Source organism: Cupriavidus sp. 05L310, assembly GCF_056398185.1.
Genome location: NZ_JBFTOX010000071.1, coordinates 14,612 through 33,958, shown reverse-complemented (window position 1 = coordinate 33,958; position 19,347 = coordinate 14,612). Strand labels below are relative to the sequence as shown.

General features: G+C 67.2%; 22 protein-coding genes. 8 read left to right on the top strand and 14 right to left on the bottom strand.

Annotated features, from left to right (window positions below; genetic code table 11):
- The first annotated feature begins 42 nt into the window (after positions 1-42).
- The gene (locus tag AC1DS6_RS36480; RefSeq protein ID WP_441633597.1) at positions 43-762 is read left to right on the top strand and encodes a Crp/Fnr family transcriptional regulator; all 720 of its coding nucleotides are present in this window, start codon (positions 43-45) and stop codon (positions 760-762) included.
- Here the strand turns inward: AC1DS6_RS36480 and AC1DS6_RS36475 are convergent.
- Positions 759-1,907 carry an AGE family epimerase/isomerase gene (locus tag AC1DS6_RS36475; protein WP_441633595.1) on the bottom strand — a complete coding sequence of 383 codons (1,149 nt, stop codon included), beginning with the start codon at positions 1,905-1,907 and terminating at the stop codon, positions 759-761. The genes AC1DS6_RS36480 and AC1DS6_RS36475 overlap by 4 nt on opposite strands.
- A 516-nt stretch (positions 1,908-2,423) precedes the next feature.
- Here AC1DS6_RS36475 and AC1DS6_RS36470 point away from each other — a divergent pair.
- Entirely contained in the window at positions 2,424-2,696 is a 273-nt protein-coding gene (locus AC1DS6_RS36470; protein WP_035860708.1) for a hypothetical protein, read from the top strand.
- Between the two features lie 60 nt (positions 2,697-2,756).
- On the opposite strand, the gene AC1DS6_RS36465 is transcribed toward AC1DS6_RS36470, so the two are convergent.
- The 7 genes from AC1DS6_RS36465 to phnG form a co-directional block, all read right to left on the bottom strand.
- Positions 2,757-3,989, bottom strand: coding sequence for an alpha-D-ribose 1-methylphosphonate 5-triphosphate diphosphatase (locus AC1DS6_RS36465; protein ID WP_441633593.1), 1,233 nt, complete (start codon positions 3,987-3,989; stop codon positions 2,757-2,759).
- Between the two features lie 50 nt (positions 3,990-4,039).
- Positions 4,040-4,834 (bottom strand): phosphonate C-P lyase system protein PhnL, encoded by a 795-nt coding sequence (phnL, locus tag AC1DS6_RS36460; RefSeq protein WP_477104324.1) that lies wholly within the window; start codon positions 4,832-4,834, stop codon positions 4,040-4,042.
- A gap of 2 nt (positions 4,835-4,836) precedes the next feature.
- Positions 4,837-5,625, bottom strand: coding sequence for a phosphonate C-P lyase system protein PhnK (gene phnK, locus AC1DS6_RS36455; RefSeq protein WP_441633589.1), 789 nt, complete (start codon positions 5,623-5,625; stop codon positions 4,837-4,839).
- Entirely contained in the window at positions 5,622-6,518 is an 897-nt protein-coding gene (locus AC1DS6_RS36450) for an alpha-D-ribose 1-methylphosphonate 5-phosphate C-P-lyase PhnJ (protein ID WP_477104323.1), read from the bottom strand. Before AC1DS6_RS36450 ends, phnK begins: the two co-directional genes overlap by 4 nt.
- Positions 6,515-7,669, bottom strand: a complete 1,155-nt coding sequence (locus AC1DS6_RS36445; protein WP_477104322.1) for a carbon-phosphorus lyase complex subunit — start codon at positions 7,667-7,669, stop codon at positions 6,515-6,517. Before AC1DS6_RS36445 ends, AC1DS6_RS36450 begins: the two co-directional genes overlap by 4 nt.
- Position 7,670: 1 nt before the next feature.
- The gene (gene phnH / locus AC1DS6_RS36440; RefSeq protein WP_441633622.1) at positions 7,671-8,249 is read right to left on the bottom strand and encodes a phosphonate C-P lyase system protein PhnH; all 579 of its coding nucleotides are present in this window, start codon (positions 8,247-8,249) and stop codon (positions 7,671-7,673) included.
- 70 nt (positions 8,250-8,319) lie between these two features.
- A complete protein-coding gene (phnG, locus tag AC1DS6_RS36435; protein ID WP_441633584.1) occupies positions 8,320-8,820 on the bottom strand; it encodes a phosphonate C-P lyase system protein PhnG in 501 nt (166 codons plus the stop codon).
- Between the two features lie 196 nt (positions 8,821-9,016).
- On the opposite strand from phnG, the gene phnF reads away from it, so the two are divergent.
- The 4 genes from phnF to phnN all read left to right on the top strand — a co-directional run bounded on the left by phnF (position 9,017) and on the right by phnN (position 12,605).
- The gene (phnF, locus tag AC1DS6_RS36430; RefSeq protein ID WP_441633620.1) at positions 9,017-9,751 is read left to right on the top strand and encodes a phosphonate metabolism transcriptional regulator PhnF; all 735 of its coding nucleotides are present in this window, start codon (positions 9,017-9,019) and stop codon (positions 9,749-9,751) included.
- A 233-nt stretch (positions 9,752-9,984) separates the two neighbouring features.
- Positions 9,985-11,181: an alpha-D-ribose 1-methylphosphonate 5-triphosphate diphosphatase gene (locus AC1DS6_RS36425; protein WP_477104321.1), complete on the top strand. Its 1,197-nt coding sequence runs from the start codon at positions 9,985-9,987 to the stop codon at positions 11,179-11,181.
- A 36-nt stretch (positions 11,182-11,217) separates the two neighbouring features.
- Positions 11,218-11,952: a DUF1045 domain-containing protein gene (locus AC1DS6_RS36420; protein ID WP_477104320.1), complete on the top strand. Its 735-nt coding sequence runs from the start codon at positions 11,218-11,220 to the stop codon at positions 11,950-11,952.
- Between the two features lie 35 nt (positions 11,953-11,987).
- Positions 11,988-12,605: a phosphonate metabolism protein/1,5-bisphosphokinase (PRPP-forming) PhnN gene (gene phnN, locus AC1DS6_RS36415; protein WP_477104330.1), complete on the top strand. Its 618-nt coding sequence runs from the start codon at positions 11,988-11,990 to the stop codon at positions 12,603-12,605.
- Positions 12,606-12,640: 35 nt separating this feature from the next.
- On the opposite strand, the gene AC1DS6_RS36410 is transcribed toward phnN, so the two are convergent.
- The 5 genes from AC1DS6_RS36410 to phnC form a co-directional block, all read right to left on the bottom strand.
- Complete coding sequence (locus AC1DS6_RS36410) at positions 12,641-13,129, bottom strand: GNAT family N-acetyltransferase (RefSeq protein WP_441633578.1); 489 nt, start codon at positions 13,127-13,129, stop codon at positions 12,641-12,643.
- A gap of 11 nt (positions 13,130-13,140) precedes the next feature.
- On the bottom strand, positions 13,141-13,677 hold the full coding sequence (locus tag AC1DS6_RS36405; RefSeq protein ID WP_035860733.1) for a phosphonate degradation HD-domain oxygenase: 537 nt from the start codon (positions 13,675-13,677) through the stop codon (positions 13,141-13,143).
- A gap of 61 nt (positions 13,678-13,738) precedes the next feature.
- Entirely contained in the window at positions 13,739-14,530 is a 792-nt protein-coding gene (gene phnE, locus AC1DS6_RS36400) for a phosphonate ABC transporter, permease protein PhnE (protein WP_035860758.1), read from the bottom strand.
- 178 nt (positions 14,531-14,708) lie between these two features.
- Complete coding sequence (gene phnD, locus AC1DS6_RS36395) at positions 14,709-15,701, bottom strand: phosphonate ABC transporter substrate-binding protein (protein ID WP_441633574.1); 993 nt, start codon at positions 15,699-15,701, stop codon at positions 14,709-14,711.
- A gap of 83 nt (positions 15,702-15,784) precedes the next feature.
- Positions 15,785-16,624 carry a phosphonate ABC transporter ATP-binding protein gene (phnC, locus tag AC1DS6_RS36390; RefSeq protein WP_441633572.1) on the bottom strand — a complete coding sequence of 280 codons (840 nt, stop codon included), beginning with the start codon at positions 16,622-16,624 and terminating at the stop codon, positions 15,785-15,787.
- 334 nt (positions 16,625-16,958) lie between these two features.
- On the opposite strand from phnC, the gene AC1DS6_RS36385 reads away from it, so the two are divergent.
- On the top strand, positions 16,959-17,930 hold the full coding sequence (locus AC1DS6_RS36385) for a hypothetical protein (RefSeq protein ID WP_441633570.1): 972 nt from the start codon (positions 16,959-16,961) through the stop codon (positions 17,928-17,930).
- A 185-nt stretch (positions 17,931-18,115) separates the two neighbouring features.
- Here AC1DS6_RS36385 and AC1DS6_RS36380 read toward each other — a convergent pair whose 3' ends face one another.
- Positions 18,116-18,766, bottom strand: a complete 651-nt coding sequence (locus AC1DS6_RS36380; protein ID WP_441633568.1) for a VTT domain-containing protein — start codon at positions 18,764-18,766, stop codon at positions 18,116-18,118.
- A gap of 168 nt (positions 18,767-18,934) precedes the next feature.
- Between AC1DS6_RS36380 and AC1DS6_RS36375 the strand changes: the two genes are divergently transcribed.
- Positions 18,935-19,336 carry an OsmC family protein gene (locus tag AC1DS6_RS36375; protein ID WP_441633566.1) on the top strand — a complete coding sequence of 134 codons (402 nt, stop codon included), beginning with the start codon at positions 18,935-18,937 and terminating at the stop codon, positions 19,334-19,336.
- Positions 19,337-19,347: the final 11 nt, after the last annotated feature.

Here is a 19,347-nt window from a genome sequence, read left to right as displayed (position 1 = left end):
CTGACGCCGTGGCCGGGATTTTTTCGACTAGGGGAGAATGGGATGACCGACACAGAACTGGACCTGTCCGGCAATCATTTGCTGGGCGCACTGCCGCAGCGCGAGCGCCGCCTGCTCATTTCGCGGCTGGATAGCGTCAACCTGCGCACAGGGCAACTGTTGAGCGACTCCGGGCAACGCATCCGGCATCTCTACTTCCCGAGCACCGCGGTGGTCTCGATGATGTCGCTGCAGGAAAGCGGCGCCACCGTCGAACTGGCCTCGGTGGGCCGCGAGGGGATGGTTGGTCTGCCCGCGCTGACCGGCGGCGAGACCATGCCCAACCGCATCGAGGTACGCAGTAGCGGATGCGGCTTCCGCGTGGCCGCCGGCGACCTGCGCGCCATCTACCCCGAGCTGCCCACGCTGCAGCGCATGGCCCTGCTCTATATGCAGGCGCTGCTCACGCAGGTTTCGCAAACGGCGGTCTGCATCCGCCATCATTCGCTGACCACCCAGTTGTGCCGCTGGCTGCTGCTGGCGCTGGACCGTTCGCCCTGCAACGAGCTGGATGTCACCCAGCAGACCATCGCCGACATGCTCGGCGTGCGCCGCGAGGGCGTCACCGAAGCTGTGGGCAAGCTGGCGGAACTGCGCATGATCAGCCACAGCCGTGGCCATATCACCGTCATCGACCGCGCCGGGCTGGAAGGCTTCTCCGGCGAGTCCTACCGCATCGTGCGCAACGAATTCGACCGCCTGCTCAGCCCTGCCGCGAGCTAGCCGGCAGTGGCATGTGCCAGCGCCTGGTAAGCGGTGGCAAGGTGGTAAGGCGTGGTCGAAGGCATCTCGGCCCGCTCCACCTTGCCCTGCGCCGACAGGCATTCGTACCAGCCGCCCGCGTGGAGAAAACGCGCCGGGAACGATTGCAGCCATGCGTGCAGGTGTGCGAGCGCAATGCGATCGCCACGCACCACCAGCGCCCGCGCGAATTCGGTCTGCGCCCAGATCCGCTGGAGCGGGTCGCGCACCGAGCCGTCCAGGTTCAACGCCGCCGCCACGCCCATGGTGCCGGTATCGACACCGTGCGCCAGGGCGAAGTCGAAGGCCCGCGTCAGCGCCTGGCTGAGCGGCGAGCCGTCGAACAGGGACGGCGCCGAAGCGAGCAGCGAAAACCACTCGAACTGGTGTCCGGGCTCGATCCGGTTGCCGGCGTTGTCCGTCGTCAACGGCAACTCGGTGATGCAACCGCTGGCCGGATCGACAAAGCTGGCCAGCATGGCTGCGGCAATGCCCGCCAGCCGGTCCGCGTAAAAAATGTCCCCCGTGACCTCGTGAGCCGCCAGGTAAGCCTCGGTCAGGTGCATGATCGGGTTTTGCAGCGGCGTGGCGCCAACGGGGCTGAAGTCTTGCGCGAGCCCGGCATGGTAGAGGCCGTCCGCCATGCGGAAACGCTGTTCGATCAGCCGCGCCGTGCCGTCCAGCAAGGTGCGCGCCTCGGGGCTGCCCGTCCGCTTGAAATACGCCGCGCAAGCGAAAACCACGAAGGCGTGGGTGTACAAGTCCTTGGTGCTATCGAGCGGCTGGCCGTGCGCATCGATGCTGTAGACGAAGCCGCCGTACCCGCCATCGGCGAAGCGGCCGCGCAGCGACGCGAACAGCCGCGCGGCGTGGGCGGCCGCGTCGGCGCCCTCGCACCGGGAAAACACGTAAATCTGGCGCGCGCATGCCATGGCGCGATAGCGCACCACCGGCAGCGGCTGGCGATCGGTGGCCGACAGCGCCTCATAGGGCAGTTGCATGGCGGCATGCCAGCCCGGACCGTTCCATAGGGGCAGGATGGCGGCATCGTAGTGCGCGAGCAGCGTGGCAACGGACGCGGAAATGGAAGCAGCACCGGTTGCGGCAAGGGTTGGCGTAACGTTCATGCGGGAAGGAATTCGGTAAGGGGCGCGTCATCGCGCGGTCCCGGCTAAATATTCATGACCAAGACCCGGGACGCGGGGAACGGCAACCGAGGCGTCCCGGAGACTGGCATCCGTGCAATATACCTCAGCACGGCAACCGGCCTTCCCGACTAACCGGCGCCGGCGATAGCGCCTAAATACGCCGGACCATGCACAAAGGCAGGCGTGCGCCTTCCGATCCGCATTCCGGCGACCTGCCGCAATCCGGAGTGGCGGCCTCGCCCCACCCGCCGTTTCGTGCCATTGGCAAGCTTGAACCCGCCGGCAGATCGCCTAACCTTACCGCGTGGACCCTTGCTTCGAGAACCGCGACGAGCGGCTATCGCGCCGCATTCCGCGCCCGCCGCGGCGCCAGGACCACATTCCTGGTTTGTGCAGATATCACGGCCGGAGGGATTCCCGCCTTCCGTCCTCCCCGCACTTTCTGGCCATCCGGCGCCCGCCGGAGGTTACGCCCATGCTCCATGGGAGAGCACGATGGAAAAGCCAGTCGTAAGCCCCTTGCGTTTTGTCGAGATGCTGAACGCCAGGCTGCCCGCCCATCCCCTGTATCAGGAGGGGATGCGCGTGTACGCCATTCCCAATCATTCAGAGCATCCTCACAGCCTGGTCTGCGTCGGCCCGCGCGGCGTCAAAGGCGTATGCGCAACGGTGGAACTGATCGTGCGCGGCGAGTGCGAGATCTTCCCCGACATACCGGGCGACTGGCACGCCGCCCCCCGCGCCACCGCTCGCGCCTCCAGCCGCTAGGGCGCTGCCATCCGGCCACGCGCGAACCCCTTCCAGCCTCCGATATGGCCGGGGGCAGCGTCACGCGGCTGCGCGCCCCTCCTCTGCAGAAGCTGGAATCCGGACGACGCCGGCGCTGTCGGAACTCATTACGCCTGCCGGATACCGTGCGGCAAACACCAGGCGGCCCGCTGACCACGTATGCGTCACCAGCGGCTGGCCCGCCACCATTGCCACCGCCACCAGGTCGGCACGCAGCCCGGCCGCGATGCGGCCGCGGTCGGACAGCCCGCAGGCCGCCGCCGGGTTGGCGCCGACCAGCGCGGCAGCCCGCGGCAGGCTCAGGTCCGCCTGCCGCTCGGCGGCGAAGGCCGCCGCGATCAGCGTGGATGGCTGGTAGTCCGAACACAGGCAATCCGCCACGCCGGCGCGGATGGCGTCGATGGCGCGCATCGAACCGCTCTGGCTCTGGCCGCGCAGCACATTGGGCGCGCCGAGGATGGTCGGCAGCCCTTGCGCCTTGGCCGCCTGCGCGGTCTCCAGGTTGATCGGGAACTCGCTCATGCGCACGCCCAGCGCCTGCATGGTGGCAATGCGCTCGACCGAATCGTCGTCGTGGCTGGCGGCGGGAATGCCCATCCGCGCGGCCAGCGCCAGCAGGCGTTCCACGCGCTCCAGCGCGCCATGCTTCTCCACCAGTTTCTTGTCGGCGGCGGCGCGCGCTTCTTCGCGGCTCATGGCGTGGTTGCCCATCATGTAGGCCAGGTACGCTTCGAGCGTCTTGAACTGGCCCTGGCCGGGCGAGTGGTCCATCACGGAGACCAGGTCCACCACGCCGGCCTCCATCAGTTGCTCAAGCACGGGCAGCGCGCTGGCATCGGTGACTTCGTAGCGGCAATGGACACGGTTGTCCACCAGGCTGTGATCACGGAAAGCCGTGACGGCGCGCACCAGGGCGCCTGCGGTCTCGTAGTTGCGCACGCCGAACGTATTGCTGGCGAACGACACCGCATGATAAGGCGTGGTGATGCCGGCAGCGGCGTTGCGGCGGTCGACCTGCGCCACGGCAAAATCGAGCGGGAACATCACGCGCGAGCGCGGTTCGGCTTCTTTCTCGATCGCATCGCAATGCAGGTCGATCAGGCCGGGCATCAGGGTCTGGCCGCGCAGGTCGATCACCTGGGTGGCGCGCGGTACGGCGGCGGCATCCGGCTCGATGGCCGCGATCAGGCCATTCTCGATCAGCAGCGCGCTGTCAGGAAGCACGCCGTCGGGCAGGACGATCCGCGCATGGGTCAGGTAGGCAGGAAGCATGGTCGTTTCCGGGAACGATTGGGAACGGATAAAAGCAACAACGAATCGGCTCAGCCAGCCACGGCGGCAAGCTTGCCGGCGGGCGCGGCCTCGGTGACGGCGGGCGGGTGCAAGGGCAGCAACCGGGTGGCCACGGCATCGCGCACCGCTTCGTCGTGGAAGATGCCGACCAGGCAACGGCCCTCGGCCAGCGCCTCGCGAATCAGCGCCACGACCACGGCGCGGTTGTCGGCATCGAGCGAGGCGGTCGGCTCGTCGAGCAGCAGCACCGGATGACCGCCGATCAACCCGCGCGCGATGTTCACGCGCTGCTGCTCGCCGCCCGAGAAAGTCGCCGGCGGGAGGCTCCAAAGACGGCCCGGCACCTGCAGCCGCGCCAGCAGCGTCGCCGCGCGCTCGCGCGCTTCATCGGCGCCGGCGCCGCGCTGCTGCAGCGGCTCGGCCACCACGTCGAGCGTGCTCACGCGCGGGATCACGTGGAGGAACTGGCTGACATAGCCGATCACCTCGCGGCGCAGTTGCAGGATGCGCTGCTCAGGCGCGCGGGTCAGTTCCACCCAGTCGTTGCCGTCGCGGATGCGGATGCTGCCTTCGGTGGCCAGGTAGTTGCCGTACAGGCAGCGCAGCAGCGTGCTCTTGCCCGCGCCGGAACTGCCGGCCAGCACCAGGCATTCGCCTGCGGCGGCGTCGAAGTCGATGGCCTGCAGCACCGGCAGGCGCGTGCCGCCCTGGTTATGCAGGACGAAGGTCTTGCCGAGGCCGCGCACCTGGATGCGGCTGGCACCGGTGGCATCGACGGTATTCGTGTTGGCATTGCCTTGATGGTTGTTGGAGTCTTGCGTCATGGTCAGCTCTGCAGGATGGAAGACACCAGCAATTGGGTGTACGGATGGTGCGGGTCGTCGAGGATCTGGTCGGTCAGGCCGCTTTCCACCACGCGCCCGCCTTGCATCACCAGCGTGCGGTGCGCCAGCAGGCGTGCCACGGCGAGGTCGTGGGTCACGATGATGGCGGCGAGGCCAAGGTCCGCCACCAGCCGGCGCAGCAGATCGAGCAGGCGGGCCTGCACGGAGACATCGAGCGAGGCAGTGGGCTCGTCCATGAACACCAGGCGCGGATGCGTCACCAGGTTGCGGGCGATCTGCAGGCGCTGCTGCATGCCGCCCGAGAAGCTCGTCGGCGCATCGTCCAGGCGCCCCAGGTCCAGCTCCATCTTTTCCATCCAGGTGCCGGCGACCTCGCGCAGTTCACCGTAGTGGCGTCCGCCCACCGCCATCAGGCGCTCGGCGATATTGGCGCCGGCGCTCACGCGCATGCGCAGGCCATCGCGCGCGTTCTGGCGCACGAAGCCCCAGTCGGTGCGCGCCAGCAGGCGCAGACGGGCATCGGACAGCGTGGCGAGGTCAACCAGCCCTTGCTCGCGGGTGTCGTAACGCACGCTGCCGGACTCCGGCGCGGCCTGCCAGGAAACCGCTTGCAGCAAGGTGCTCTTGCCGGAGCCGGATTCGCCCACCACGCACAGCACTTCGCCGGGAAAGAGATCGAAGCTGACATCGTGGCAGCCGTGCACGCCGTCCCAGGTGCGGGTCAGGCCGCGCACGGACAACAGCGGCTGGTGCGGATCGGTGCGGCTCATGCGGCCTCCTTGCTGGCGTTGGCGCCGGTTTCACCTTGTTCCTGGCGCGTGGCGCAGTACTCGGTATCGGAGCAGACGAACATGCGGCCGCCCGCGTCGTCGGTGATGATTTCATCGAGATAGCTGTCGGTGGCGCCGCACAGTTCGCAGCAGCCCGACCACGTTTCGACGGCGAAGGGATGGTCGTCGAAATCCAGGCTCTTGACGCTGGTGTAGGGCGGCACCGCATAGACCCGCTTCTCGCGCCCCGCGCCGAACAGCATCAGCGCCGGGCTGCGGTCCAGCTTAGGGTTGTCGAACTTGGGGATGGGCGACGGCCGCATCATGTAGCGCTGGTTGACCATCACGGGGTAGTCGTAGGTGGTGGCGATGCGTCCATGGCGCGCGATGTCCTCGTACAGCTTGACATGCATGGCGCCGTATTCCGCCAGCGCATGCATGGTGCGGGTCTCGGTCTCGCTCGGCTCCAGCCACCGCAGCGGCTCCGGGATCGGTACCTGAAACACCATGATCTGGCCCTGGGCCAGCGGCGTCTCAGGAATCCGGTGGCGGGTCTGCACGATGGAGGCTTGCGCGGTGCGTTCGGTGGTCTGCACGCCGGTGACGCGGCCGAAGAAGCGGCGGATATTGATGGCGTTGGTGGTGTCGTCCGAGCCCTGGTCGATCACCTTGAGCACGTCGTCGCTGCCGATGATGGAGGCCGTGACCTGGATGCCGCCGGTGCCCCACCCGTATGGCAGCGGCATCTCGCGGCTGCCGAACGGCACCTGGTAGCCGGGGATCGCCACCGCCTTGAGCAGCGCGCGGCGCAGCATGCGCTTGGTGGACTCGTCGAGATAGCCGAAGTTGTAGTGTTCGTCGCGCACGACGGCGCTGGCATTGGTGTCGTTCATGATGCGATGGCCTCCTGCGACGGGGCTTGAGCGATGGCGGTGGGGTCGCTTTCCGGCGGCACCGGCGCCGGCGCCGGGACGCCCTGCCCTCGCTCGGCGCGCAGCCGGCGCAGCAGTTCGAGATTGGTCTGGAAATCCACGTAGTGCGGCAGCTTCAGATGCTGCACGAAGCCGGAGGCTTCCACGTTGTCGCTGTGGTAGAGCATGAACTCCACGTCATTGGCGGGCGCGTCGGCCGCTTCGCCCAGTTCGGCGGCGCGCATCGCGCGGTCGGCCAGCGCCATCGACATCGCCTTGCGCTCACCGTAGCCGAACACCAGGCCATAGCCGCGCGTAAAGCTCGGCCCCTCCTGCGCGTTGCCGGCAAACTGGCTCACCATCTGGCATTCGGTGACCTCGATCTCGCCGATGGTCACGGCAAATCCCAGCTCTTCCACGAACAGTTCGACCTCCACCGCGCCATAGCGGATCTCCGCCGCGAACGGATGCGAGTTGCCGTAGCCGCGCTGGGTCGAGTAGCCCATCGACAACAAGAAGCCTTCATCGGCGCGTGCCAGGTTCTGCAAGCGCGCTGGACGGGCAGCGGGCAGCTCCAGCGGTTCGCGCGTCAGGTCGGGCGGCGCGGGATCGTGCGGGGGCACCGTCTCCGGCTCGATCAGCGATTCCTGGCGCAACAGGTCGGTCACGCGGTGCATGCGCGCGTCCAGCGTGGACGCCGCCGGCGGCAGCGGTGCATTCTCGCGCTCGGCCTCCAGCGTGAAATCCAGCAAGCGCTGGGTGTAATCGTAGGTCGGGCCCAGCACCTGCCCGCCCGGTACATCCTTGAAGGTGGACGAGATCCGGCGCTGCAAGCGCATGGCGCCGGTATCGAGCGCCACCGAATAGCCGAAGCGCGGCAAGGTGGTGCGATAGGCGCGCAGCAGGAACACGGCTTCGATCAGGTCGCCCGCGGCCTGCTTGATGGCCAGCGCTGCCAGGTGCGGATCGTACAGCGAGCCCTCGGCCATCACGCGCGACACGGCCAGCGGCATCTGCTCGCGCACCTGCGCCAGCGTCAGCTCCGGCACCGCGCGGTCGCCGCGGCGGTAGTCGTCCAGCATGCGATAGGAGTTGAGGATGGCGCGTTCGCCCCCTTTGACGGCAACGTACATATCAAGCCTCCGCTTGGGTGGTGCGCGGCAGCGCGCACAAGCGGCTGGCACTGGTCAGGAGCACATCCACGCCGAGCGGGAAGCGCGCATGGTTGGCTTGCCACTGGGTCCAGAAACCGGCCGGCAAGCCTTGCACGGCCAGCGCCGCCTGGTGCTCGATGCCCGGGCCGCGCAGCGTGACGGCAGGGCCATCGCACAGCGACTCCACTTCGAGCAACAGCGTGGCGGAGCGGTCGGGATAAGCCGGATCGCCCTGGGCGCACGCCGCGAGATCCGGCACGGCATGGCCGGCCGGCACCGCCACGAAGGTGGCCTGCCCCACTTCGGCCACCAGCGGGCAGCCGCAATGGAAACGCAGGAAGGCGCGCACGCCCTCGGGCGTTTGCGGCGGCAGCCACACGGGCGTATCGCAATCGGCCAGCGCCAGCAGCAGCGCGCTCAGCGCAGGCGACAGGCCCGGCGGCACGCCGCACGGCTCGGCCAGCTCGCCGATGGTGCCGGGGTGTGACATGGCGTCCAGCGCGGCGCGGAAGGTCCGCTGCGCCGACTTCACCGCATCGTCGAAGCCGGGCAACAGCATCGGCGCCTGGCGGCTCGCAGGCGCGTTGTCGTATCCAGCCGCCTGGGCGGCAATCGGTTGGCCTGGCATCTCAATCCTCTCCACGCACCATGGTAAAAAATTCAACTTTTGTCTGTGCTGCCACCGCGGCCTCGTGTTCGCCACGCGCCGCGCGTTCCCTGGCCAGCGCCGAGACCACTTCGGCCTGCACGCGCGCATGCCAGCCTGGCAGTTGCAACAGCGCATCCAGCACGGCGATCTGCTCCGCCTGGCGGTGTGTACGGCCCTGCACGTAGCCCACGCCCACCACGCCAGGCTCCAGCGTTACCGCGCAGCGCGTTACGCTGACTTCGCCCAGGTTGAACTGCGCACCGGTGCCGCCGGCGCGCCCTCGCACCATCGCCATGCCGCTTTCCGGCTTGCGCAGCAGGCGATAGGCCGGCAGCGCGCCGAGGCGGCCAACGGCCTGCTCCAGGGCTTCCGGGTCCGCCAGCGCCAGCACGCGCAGCCATGCGGCGCGCGCCGCCTGGCCGGCCTGTTCCCGGGCCGCCGCCGCTGGCTGCGTGCCGGATCCGGTATCGGTTCGATCCATTTCACATCCCCTATACGTCTATACGTTTAGATGTAGAATACCATCCATGGCCGAACTACAACATAGCCAGATGAAGCTTTGATGACGCCTGGCGACGTTGTTTGGTTCTACGCACCGCACTGCGCGGTTGAGGCACAATCGCATTCCATTGAAGCACGCCAATGATTAACGCAGGATGACGAAAAGGCAGGACAGGATGGTGGAACAGGAAGTCGAACGCGGTTCGGGAGTTGCGGTATGGCGCCAGATCGGCGAAGCCCTGGCGCTCGACATCCGCAACAAGCTCTACATGCCGGGCGAGCGGCTGCCGCCCGAGCCGGAGCTGGCCAGCCGGTTCGCCGTCAATCGCCACACCATCCGCCGCGCCATGGGCGAACTGGAGCAGAACGGCCTGGTACGCATCGAGCAAGGCAGGGGCACGTTCGTGCAGGAGCACGCGATCGACTACGCCATCGGGCGCCGTACCCGTTTCTCGCAGAACCTGGCCAGCCAGGGCATGCGCGGGCACATCGAAGTGCTCGAATCGCAAACGCTGCGCGCGCACGAGATCGCCAAGCACCTGGGGCTGGGACGCAGCGCCCCCATCCTGCGCGTGCAAATGCTGGGCAAGGCCGAAGCCCGCACCATCGACGTCGCCGATCATTACTTCGATGCCGCCCGCTTTCCCGACATGGATGAACAGTTGCGCGCGCGCCAGTCCATCTCCAAAGCGCTCGCCCATTACGGCATCACCGACTACACGCGCAAATGGTCGCGCATCACCGCCGCCATGCCGACCGCGCCGGTGGCCCGCCAGCTCAACCAGCCCAAGACCCGGCCGATCCTGCAGGTGGAAGCGCTCAATGTCGACCCGGAAGGCGCGCCGCTGCAATACAGCGTGGTGCGTTTCGCCGGCGACTGGGTGCAACTGACCGTGGCCGACCAGGACTAGGCGGCACCGGCCATGATCTTCGCGCCACAGGGATGGACCGAACATCGGCCGGCCCGCAATTTGCTTACTTCCGGTATGGCGTGCAGCACGGGTTGCAATCGCATACCGGGACACGATAGCTTCGCCGCGGGTTGCGCAGGCGGCGATGCACCGAGACAATCCGCCAATGCACGAATCGCACCGCAATTGGTCTAGACATCCGCTTGTCATCTGCCCGCGCTAAGGTCGCCAGCATGGATACCAATCACGCATATCACCCCACCCTCGCCGGCCTGCGCGGCCGGCGCGTCCTGGCCGCCAACGGCATCGCCCCGGCCGCCTTCGCCTTCCGCGATGGTTGCCTGGCGGCGCCCGCCAGTACGCCGGGAGGCGCCCTCGATGCGGGCGACCTGCTGGTGCTGCCCGGCATCGTGGATATCCACGGCGACGCCTTCGAGCGCGCGGTGATGCCGCGGCCCGGCGTCAGCTTCCCGTACACCAGCGCGCTGTTCGACGTGGATCGCCAGTTGCTCGCGCATGGCATCACCACCGAACTGCATGGCGTGACGCTGTCGTGGGAAGGCGGCTTGCGCGGCGAGGCGTACGCGCAACGCATGTTCGACGGCCTGGAACGCATGCGCGGCACGCTGGGCGCGCAGCACCACGTGCACCTGCGCTTCGAGGCGCACCACCTGGCCGGGCTGGAGACGGCCCTGGAGTGGATCGATTCAGGCAAGGTGCGCTTCGTCGCCATCAACGACCACCTGCCGCTGATGGCGACCCGCATGCACGACGCCCGCAAGCTGGCGCAATACGCGGACCGCGCGGAATGCGACCCGGCCACCTTCCGCCAACGGCTGGAACAGGCCGCCGCGCAGGCGGGCGCCGTGCCCGCCGGCGTGGCCCGGCTGATTGCCGCCGCCCGCGCCGCCGGCCTGCAGGTGGCATCGCACGACGACGGCGATGCCGCCACGCGCCAGGGATATCACCAGCAAGGCTGCACGGTGGCGGAATTCCCGCTCACCGTCGACGTGGCCCGCGCCGCCCGTGCCCTGCGCAACCACACCGTATTCGGCGCGCCCAACGTGATCCGCGGCGGTAGCCACACCGGCGCCCCGGACGCCACCGAGATGATCGCCGCCGGGCTGTGCGACGTACTGGCCTCCGACTACTACTACCCGGCGCCGCTGCAAGCGGCGTTCCGGCTGACGCAGCTCGGCGTGCTGCCGCTGCCGGCCGCCTGGGACCTGGTCTCGCGCAACCCCGCGCGCGCCGCCGGCATGAACGACCGCGGCACGCTGGGCCCCGGCCTGCGCGCCGACGCCATCATCGTAGACGACCACGATCCCGCCCTGCCGCAAGTCTGCGCCGCCATCGTCGGCGGCGTATTGCGGCACGCCACCCGCGCCTTCCCGCTGGTGTTGTCCGGCGACGAACGGCGCGCCGCCTGACCGTTTCCCATGATGCCAAGCACCGCACCAAACCCAATGTCCCGGGCCTATCGCTACGCCATCTACCTCCATCCCGCCGCGCCGTTCCGGCAGGTGGGCGCGCAGTGGCTGGGCCGCTGCGCCGACACGGGCGCAGCCATCGCACGCCCCGCGCGGGAAGATGCCCGCATTGCCTGCTGGACCGAAGCACCCGCCTACTATGGCCTGCATGCCACGCTCAAGGCACCGTTCCGCCTTGCGGACAGCCAGACGCCAGCCGGGCTCGACGCCGCCATGCGCGCCTTCGCCCTGGACCGCCAGCCCTTCGCCGTTCCGCTCGCCCTGCAGAACCTGCGCGGCTTCCTGGCCTGGTGCCTGGGCGGCGACGCAAGCGCCAATGCGCGCATGCACGCCCTGGCGGACGCCGCTGTACGGGAACTGGACGACTTCCGCGCGCCGCCCACCAGCGCCGAACTTGCCCGCCGCAATCCCGCGCAACTCAGCGCGGCGTCCCGGCGCATGCTCGACGCCTGGGGCTACCCCTACGCATTCGAAACCTTCATATTCCACATCACGCTGACCGGCATGCTGGACGAAGCCGAACAAGCCGAAGCCATCGCCATGCTGCAAGCCGCCAGCGGCACGCTCCTGCAAGCGCCGATGCCCGTACGCGATGTCAGCCTGTTCCTGCAGCCGGCACCGGATGCGCCCTTCATGGCGGCCCGCCACTACGGCTTCGACGGCAGCATCACCGACGCCGCCGGCGCGGCCCTGCTGGAAACCGCGGCATGAACATCCACGCAACAGGCACCGCCGCCCGGGCCGACATGCCCGGGGCACCGGCTCAAGCCGCCGGCGGAAGCCGGCTGATCTACCTGATGGGCCCTTCCGGCAGCGGCAAAGACTCCTTGCTGCGCGTCTTGCGCGACAAGCTGCAGGACGATGGGCGCGTACGGATAGCACAGCGCTACATCACCCGCGCCAGCAGCGCCGACGAAGCCAGCATCGCGATCACCCAGGCCGAGTTCGAGCGGTGCGCCGCGCAACGCGGCTTCGCGCTGCACTGGCGCAGCCACGGCCTGTGCTATGGCATTGGTATCGAACTCGACGCCTGGCTGGCGCAAGGCCTGTGCGTGGTCGTCAACGGATCACGCGAACACCTCGCCGCCGCTCACGCCCGCTACCCCGCCCTGCACGCGGTACAGATCAGCGTGCGCCTGCAGGTACTGGGAGAGCGCCTGCGCCTGCGCGGCCGCGAGGATGAACAAGCCATCGTCCGGCGCCTGCAGCGTGCCAGCGAACCCTTCGCCGTGCCGGCTGGCTGCCGGCTGACGGTGATCGACAACAGCGGCGCGCTGGAGACGGCGGCGCAGGCCTTGCTGCGGCTGACACGCGAGGGGGGACACGGGGGGAAGACCGGGCTGACCGTGGCCGGGCGATCCTGATCCCGGACGTCGCCGCCGCGCGGCAAGCCGCCCGGCTATGCCGACGCCGGCAGCCCGATGCTAAAACTGATGCCGTGCTCGGTGAATCCAAGCTGCCGATAGAACTGATGGGCCTGCAGGCGCCTGGCGCTGGACGAAAGCGCCAGCTTGGCGGCGCCCGCCTCCTCCGCCAGCCGCATGGCCGCGCGCATCATGGCCGAACCCACGCCGGTGCCGCGCGCGGCGCGGGCCACCACCACGCTTTCCACGATAGCCTCGCTGCGCCCGTCATGCGCCAGCACCGGGAAGATCAGCAGGCAGAACGTGCCAAGCGGTTCGCCGGAAGCCGCCAGCATCAGGTAGCAGCGATAGTCAGGCATTGCCTTCAGTTGCGCAAACAACGCGCGCATGCGGGGCAGTGGCAGCGGTGCCTCGCCATCCATCTCGGACAGCAAGGCGGCCACCTGCACGAGTTCGGTGTCGGTGCCGGTGACTTCGCGCAGGGCCAGGCCGCCGGCTTCCCGGCTTTCTTCTTGGGCGTTCATGGGTCGGCAGTTCAGGAAATGCGCCGGATGCAGCGCGACACCATCGGCAGGTAGTACTCCAGCGGCGGCGTCGCAAGGCCCACGACCTTGGCAAGATCGTCGTAGCGGCGCAGGCGCACCGCGTCCGGGCCATGCGGATGCGCGACGAAGGCTTCGGCTTGCGCCGCATCGTAGGGTCCGCCCTGCAAGGCGAGGCTGTGCAGCGAGGCTGGCGACAACGTTGCCTGGTAGCCCGGATCGATGGCGCACAGGTAGCGCTTGGCCGCCACGTGCAGGCGCACCGGCTCGGTCACGGCGGGCCCGAAGCCGACCCCCAGCAGATCGGCACCCACCTCCTGGTGCCGCATGTCGGTGGTGCCGTCCTCGGACATCACGAGATGGCCAAGATCGTGCAGCAGGCTGGCCACGATCAGCGATTCGGGATCGCCGGCCTGCTCGGCAAGTTGCGCGCATTGCAGCGCGTGCTCGGTCTGCGTGATGGCCTCACCGCCGTAGAAGGCGGTGCCGTGGCCCGAGAAGAGTATTTCGATGCGGCGCAGGATCGTCATGAAGATTCAGGGATGGTGGCGTGCTTGAGTGGCTGGCATACGAGGCAGGCTGATGCCCGCGTCACACAAGCGCCTTGCGGATGCGCGCCGACAGCAAATCGATGACCGTGACAAAGCCGACGATGATGATGATCACCGCGCAGGTCTCGGCATACTGGAAACTGCGGATGATCTCCCACAGCACGGTACCGATGCCGCCCGCGCCGACGATGCCCAGCACCGTGGCCGAACGCACGTTGGATTCAAAGCGGTACAGCGCGTACGAGATCCACAGCGGCAACACCTGGGGAATCACGCCATAGACAATCTCCTCGATCGCGCTGGCGCCGGTGGCGCGCACGCCTTCGACCGGGCGCGGATCGATCGCCTCCACCGCTTCCGAAAAGAGCTTGGCGAGCACCCCGGTGGTGTGCACCCAGAGAGCCAGCACGCCGGCGAACGGCCCCAGCCCCACCGCCACGATAAACAGCATGGCGAACACCATCTCGTTGATGGCGCGGCAGGCATCCATCACGCGCCGCATCGGCTGGTAGACCCAGGCGGGCACGATGTTCGAAGAACACGCCAGGCCCAGCGGCACGGCAAACACAATGGACAGGAAGGTGCCCCAGATCGCGATCTGGACGGTCACCAGCATCTCGTCCAGGTAAATGCGCCAGTCGCGGAAGCTGGGCGGAAAGAAGTCGGCGGCGAATTTCGCCATATTGCCGGAATCCTTCCACAGGTCGAACGGGCGCATGTCGGCGCCCTGCCACGACATGGCCAGCAAGGCGAGCACCACCGCCCAGACGAACAGGACTGGCAGGCTGGCCCGCGGCGGGCGGCCGGCGCGAGACGGAGTGGCTGGAGGCATGGTGGTGTTGACGGAAGGCAGCATGGGGGAAACAAAGACAACGGTGGGTACAGCGGCAAATACGATGAAGCGGCAGTAGCAAGCAGCAAGGGCAGCACGCAGCAGCAGCGGATACGTGGCGGCCCACCCCAAGCATCGGGACGGGCCGCGCGATCGCGCCCGGCGGACTGCTTTGCGCTTACTGCGCGCTGGCGGCGATCTTGTCGAGTTCAGCCAGCTTGCTGCTCAGGTCGGCAAGGCGTTTTTCCTTGTCGGCGGCGGCCAGCGTGGTATCGGTCTCGATCTTGGTCTTTTCGCGGGCGAGCTCGATCTGGCGGATCGGCACCAGTTGCGCGTCGTTGGAAGCGCGGAAGCCCTGATACGTCAGCTTGGCCAGGTTTTCCTTCTCGCGCGCGGCGTCCGTGCCCTTGCCGTAGTTGACGAAGAAGGTCTTGACCTTGGCCTTGACGTCGGCCGGCAGGTCCTTGCGGTAGACCAGCGGGTCCGCCGGGATCAGCGGCGACTTCCACAGCACGCGCACCTGGTCATAGGCGTTCTTGCCCGTATTGATGCGGTAGCGCTCCATGTTCTCGGTGTTGTTCACCGCCACGTCGACCTGCTTGTTCAGCACCGACAGCAGGTTGGTCTCGTGATTGCTCACGCGCACCGTCTTGAAGAACGTCTTCGGCTCGATCTTGTGGGCAGCCCACAGGTAGTGGCCGGGCACGGCGGTGCCGGAGGTGGAGTTCGGATCGCCCGCGCCATAGCTCAGCGACTTGCCTTGCTTGAGCACATCGTCAAGCGTCTTCAGGTCGCTATCCTTGTTGACGATCAGCAGCGACCAGTAGCCGGGGTTGCCATCCTTGTCGATCACCGAAGCGAAGACCTCGCCGTTGGCGCGGTCCACCGCCTCGATGGCGGACTTGTTGCCGAACCAGGCGATCTGCACTTTGTTGAAACGCATGGCTTCGATGATGCCGGCGTAGTCGGAAGCGAAGAACGGCTTCACCTGTACGCCCAGTTGCTTGCTCAGGTCATCGACCACGGGCTGCCAGGCGGATTTCAGGTTGGACGAAGTCTCCGTCGAGATAAAACCCATGTTGAGGACTTTGCCCTCCTGGGCGAAAGCGGGAAACGAGAGCGCGCCCGCGGCGCTCGTGACGATCAGGGCAAAAAGGGTTCTGCGCAGCATAAGGGAACTCCGGGGTAAAGCCTTGTTGAGGGCCTTGTTGGGGGGTGCTTGCGGAAAAAAACTTGACAGAGAATCCGGGAAAATCAGGCTGCCGCGAGGCCGCCGGGCATCATGGCGGGAGGCGCCGCATCCAGCCCTGCGCCCTCGGGCAGCAGTTCGGCGGCTTCGGTGCCGTAGAGGTCTCGCAGCATGCCCGGCGTCAGCGCCGCCGAGGGGCCGTCGTAGACCACCTTGCCATGCCGCAGCGCTACCACGCGCGGGCAATAGCGCATTGCCACGTCCACCTGGTGCAGCGACACCACCACCGCCACCTTGCGCGTGCGGTTGATCTGCGCCAGCAACGCCATGACGCGCCGCGCCGATTCGGGATCCAGCGAAGCGATCGGCTCGTCGGCCAGGATCACCCGCGCGTTCTGCACCAGCGTGCGGGCGATCGCCGCGCGCTGCTGCTGGCCGCCGGACAAGGTCGAGGCCCGCTGAAACGCATAGTCGTCTATACCAACCTGGGCAAGCGCATCGAGCCCGGCGTCGATCTCTTCGTTACGGAAAAAGCGAATCAGGCTGCGCCACAGCGGAACGCGCGGCAGCATGCCGGTCAGCACGTTCGTGATCACCGGCAGGCGTCCCACCAGGTTGAACTGCTGGAACACAAACCCGATCTCGGCGCGCGCGCCGCGCACATCGGGGGCCAGCCGGCCGCCTTGCTGGATGGTGCGGCCGTTGACCAGCACCTCGCCAGCGCCAGCCGCATCGGCTGCGACAAAGCCCGCTACATGGCGCAGCAACGTGGACTTGCCCGAGCCCGAGGCGCCCAGCAGGGCAACCATCTCACCGGGCGCAACGGCAAGGCCAACGTTATCCAGCGCCTTGCGTCCCGCCTGGAACGACTTGGACAGGCCGCGCACTTCAATCGCATGCGTCATCCCACTCTCCTTGCATCAACAGTGAGCGCATTCTGGGTGGTGCCGATGACAAAACGATGAAGGTTGTGAGGCAATTGCGAATCGGACCGGATAAGCATCGCGCCTTGCCGGCGCACGGCCTGCCACGCGGGCGGGCTCAGGCCCGGTTTGACTCCGCCGAAATGTTACACAAACCAGACATTACCCCTGCCAATACCCCACGAAACGGGTATCGCCGCGAAGACGAAGTTAATCGTAAGGCATTTATAATCTGGCCCGCTTTTCCAAAAATGCACCAAACGGAAGAGACCAGAAACAAAACCAATAACAAGGAAAGGGAAGAAGAATGAAAGGGATGCAAAAACTGATCGCAGGCATGGCGATTTCCGCCTTGCTGGCGGCTTGCGGCGGCGGTGGGGACGGCGGCACCGCCAGTCCCCTCTCCGTAGGCGCGACATCGGACGGCGCCAAGTCGACCTTGGTTGCCGCGGGGCAGTCGGCCAGCCTTACCGTGGAGTCCGGCAAGGAGGTGAAGCTGGACGCCAACCAGGCAGTCACCTGGACCGCCACGCCGAGCAAGACCACGATCTCGTCACCGGCAATCACCGAGCAGTCGTGGAAAGCCGCGCTGACGAGCCCCGAAGGCGGTACCGTCACGCTCAAGGCCGTTTCCGTAAGCAACCCGGCCAATTCCGCCACCATCACGATCACGGTCCCGCCGCATCGCTATGCCGCCATTGCACCCAGGGTCGGTGAAGCCATCACGTTCAACGAATCCAACCTGCTGTTGAACGGCACCACGGTGACGAAACCCCTTACCTATACCACCACCGTCATCGCCAACGGCATCGCAACGCTCGTGGCCACCGATGCAACAAACACTGTCGTCGAGACCTACACGCAGGATGGCGACCGCAACCGCCTGACCCGGTCGCGCCCCCCCGGCACCAACCAGTGCACCTACGCGCCGAAGCGTGACCTGTACAACTTCCCGTTGTACGTGGGCAAGACCTGGAGCCCTGCCTGGACGCTGAACTGCGCGCTTGGCTACCACGAAACGGCCGCCGTGAATGCCGTGGTGGAAGGGTTCGAACAACTCAGCACGCCGGCGGGCACCCTCGACACCCTGCGTATCCGCTATGTCGTCGCCTATACGAACTCGAATGATGTCAATTTCGCCACCTATAGCGAGAACGACGTCTGCTGGTGGTCGACCAAGTTCGGACGTGCGGTGAAGTGCCAGTTCGACTACACCTACCCGGCCGGCATGGCGGACCTCACCTACAAGAAGACCTACACCCAAGTCGCCGCAAGCGTATCGCCTTGATCCTCGCCCCCGGCCGGCGTCAGCGGATACGCTGGCCGGTCGCTACGGGCGCCACCCGGCGCCCCTTGCCTCCCGGTGTCCCCTCCTTGCAGGATGTAGGACGGCTCCCGCCTTCCTGCCGGCACGCACACCCTGGACTCGATGCATCGTTGTTCCAGGCGAAGTGCAGCCGACCGCCAGCAGTATCACCCCCGCGCCCCCTGCCGCCCCCGCACCGCCCGCCACGCACTCGCCACCACCAGTGAACCCAGGCCGAGCGCGAGACCTAGCAGCACGATGGCGCTCATATGGTCGCGCACCAGCGGCACATTGCCAAAGAGATAGCCGCCGGCCAGCAGCGAGATCACCCACACCGCCGCACCGGCGCCAGCCGCCAGCACAAAGTGCGCTACCGGCATGTCGGACACGCCCGCGACAAAGGGCGCGAAGGTACGCACCACAGCGACGAAGGGCGACAGCAGCAGGGCCAGGCCGCCATGCCGCCGACAGAAGGCCTGCGTCTTGCGCAGCGCGTCCTGGTTGATCCAGCGGTAGCCGCCGGCAAACACGCGCGTCCCGATGGTTTTGCCGATGGCATAGTTCAGCAGGCTGCCAGTGACCGCGGCGATCAGCAGCAACGGCAGGAGCACCCACAGACTCAACGCCCCCGAAGCGCAGAACGCGCCGCAGATGAACAGCAGCGGATCGCCCGGCAGGAAGAACAGCGGCAACAGGCCTATCTCGCAGAACACGATGGCGAACAGGATGCCGTAGACCAGGAGGCCGTACTGCGCGATGGCGGGACCGAGATACTGATCGAAATGCAGCAGCAACGGCAATATTTGCGTTGAATTCATGCTCGCCCCGACTCTCAAAGCTGTGCTTACAGTGTAGGCGTGGGCTAGCCGGCGGGTAGCCGGTCCGGGCGGCGCTACATCTGCAAGCGAATTCGCCTGCGCAGGCCCGGTCCTTTCCCTCGCGCCCGCATCTGCGTAATATCCGCTCAAGCAACCCTTGGAAATGCCATGTCAAGCTCCCAAGCCACCGCCAGGATCGGCCCGGCCGACGCCAACTACCTCGTTCACCTCCAGGCTGGCAGCCACGCACTCGTCGGCGACGAATCCGCCGGGCTGGGCGGCACCGACCAGGGTCCGCCGCCCTTCGCCTTCGTGCTGTCCGGGCTGGTATCGTGCACGGCCATCACGCTGAAGATGTATATGCAGCGCAAACAATGGCCCGTGGCGGACGTGGAAGTCACCGCCGTCTTCCAGGGCAAGGACGAGGCGCGCTTCATCCGGCGTGAAGTCCGGGTGATCGGCGCCGAACTGGGCGAGGCCGAACGCAAGCGGCTCGCCGAGATCTGCGAGCGTACGCCGGTGACGCTGTTCCTGAAGGCGGCATCGCGAATCGAGACCACCCTCCTCTGAGGGCCGAAAGG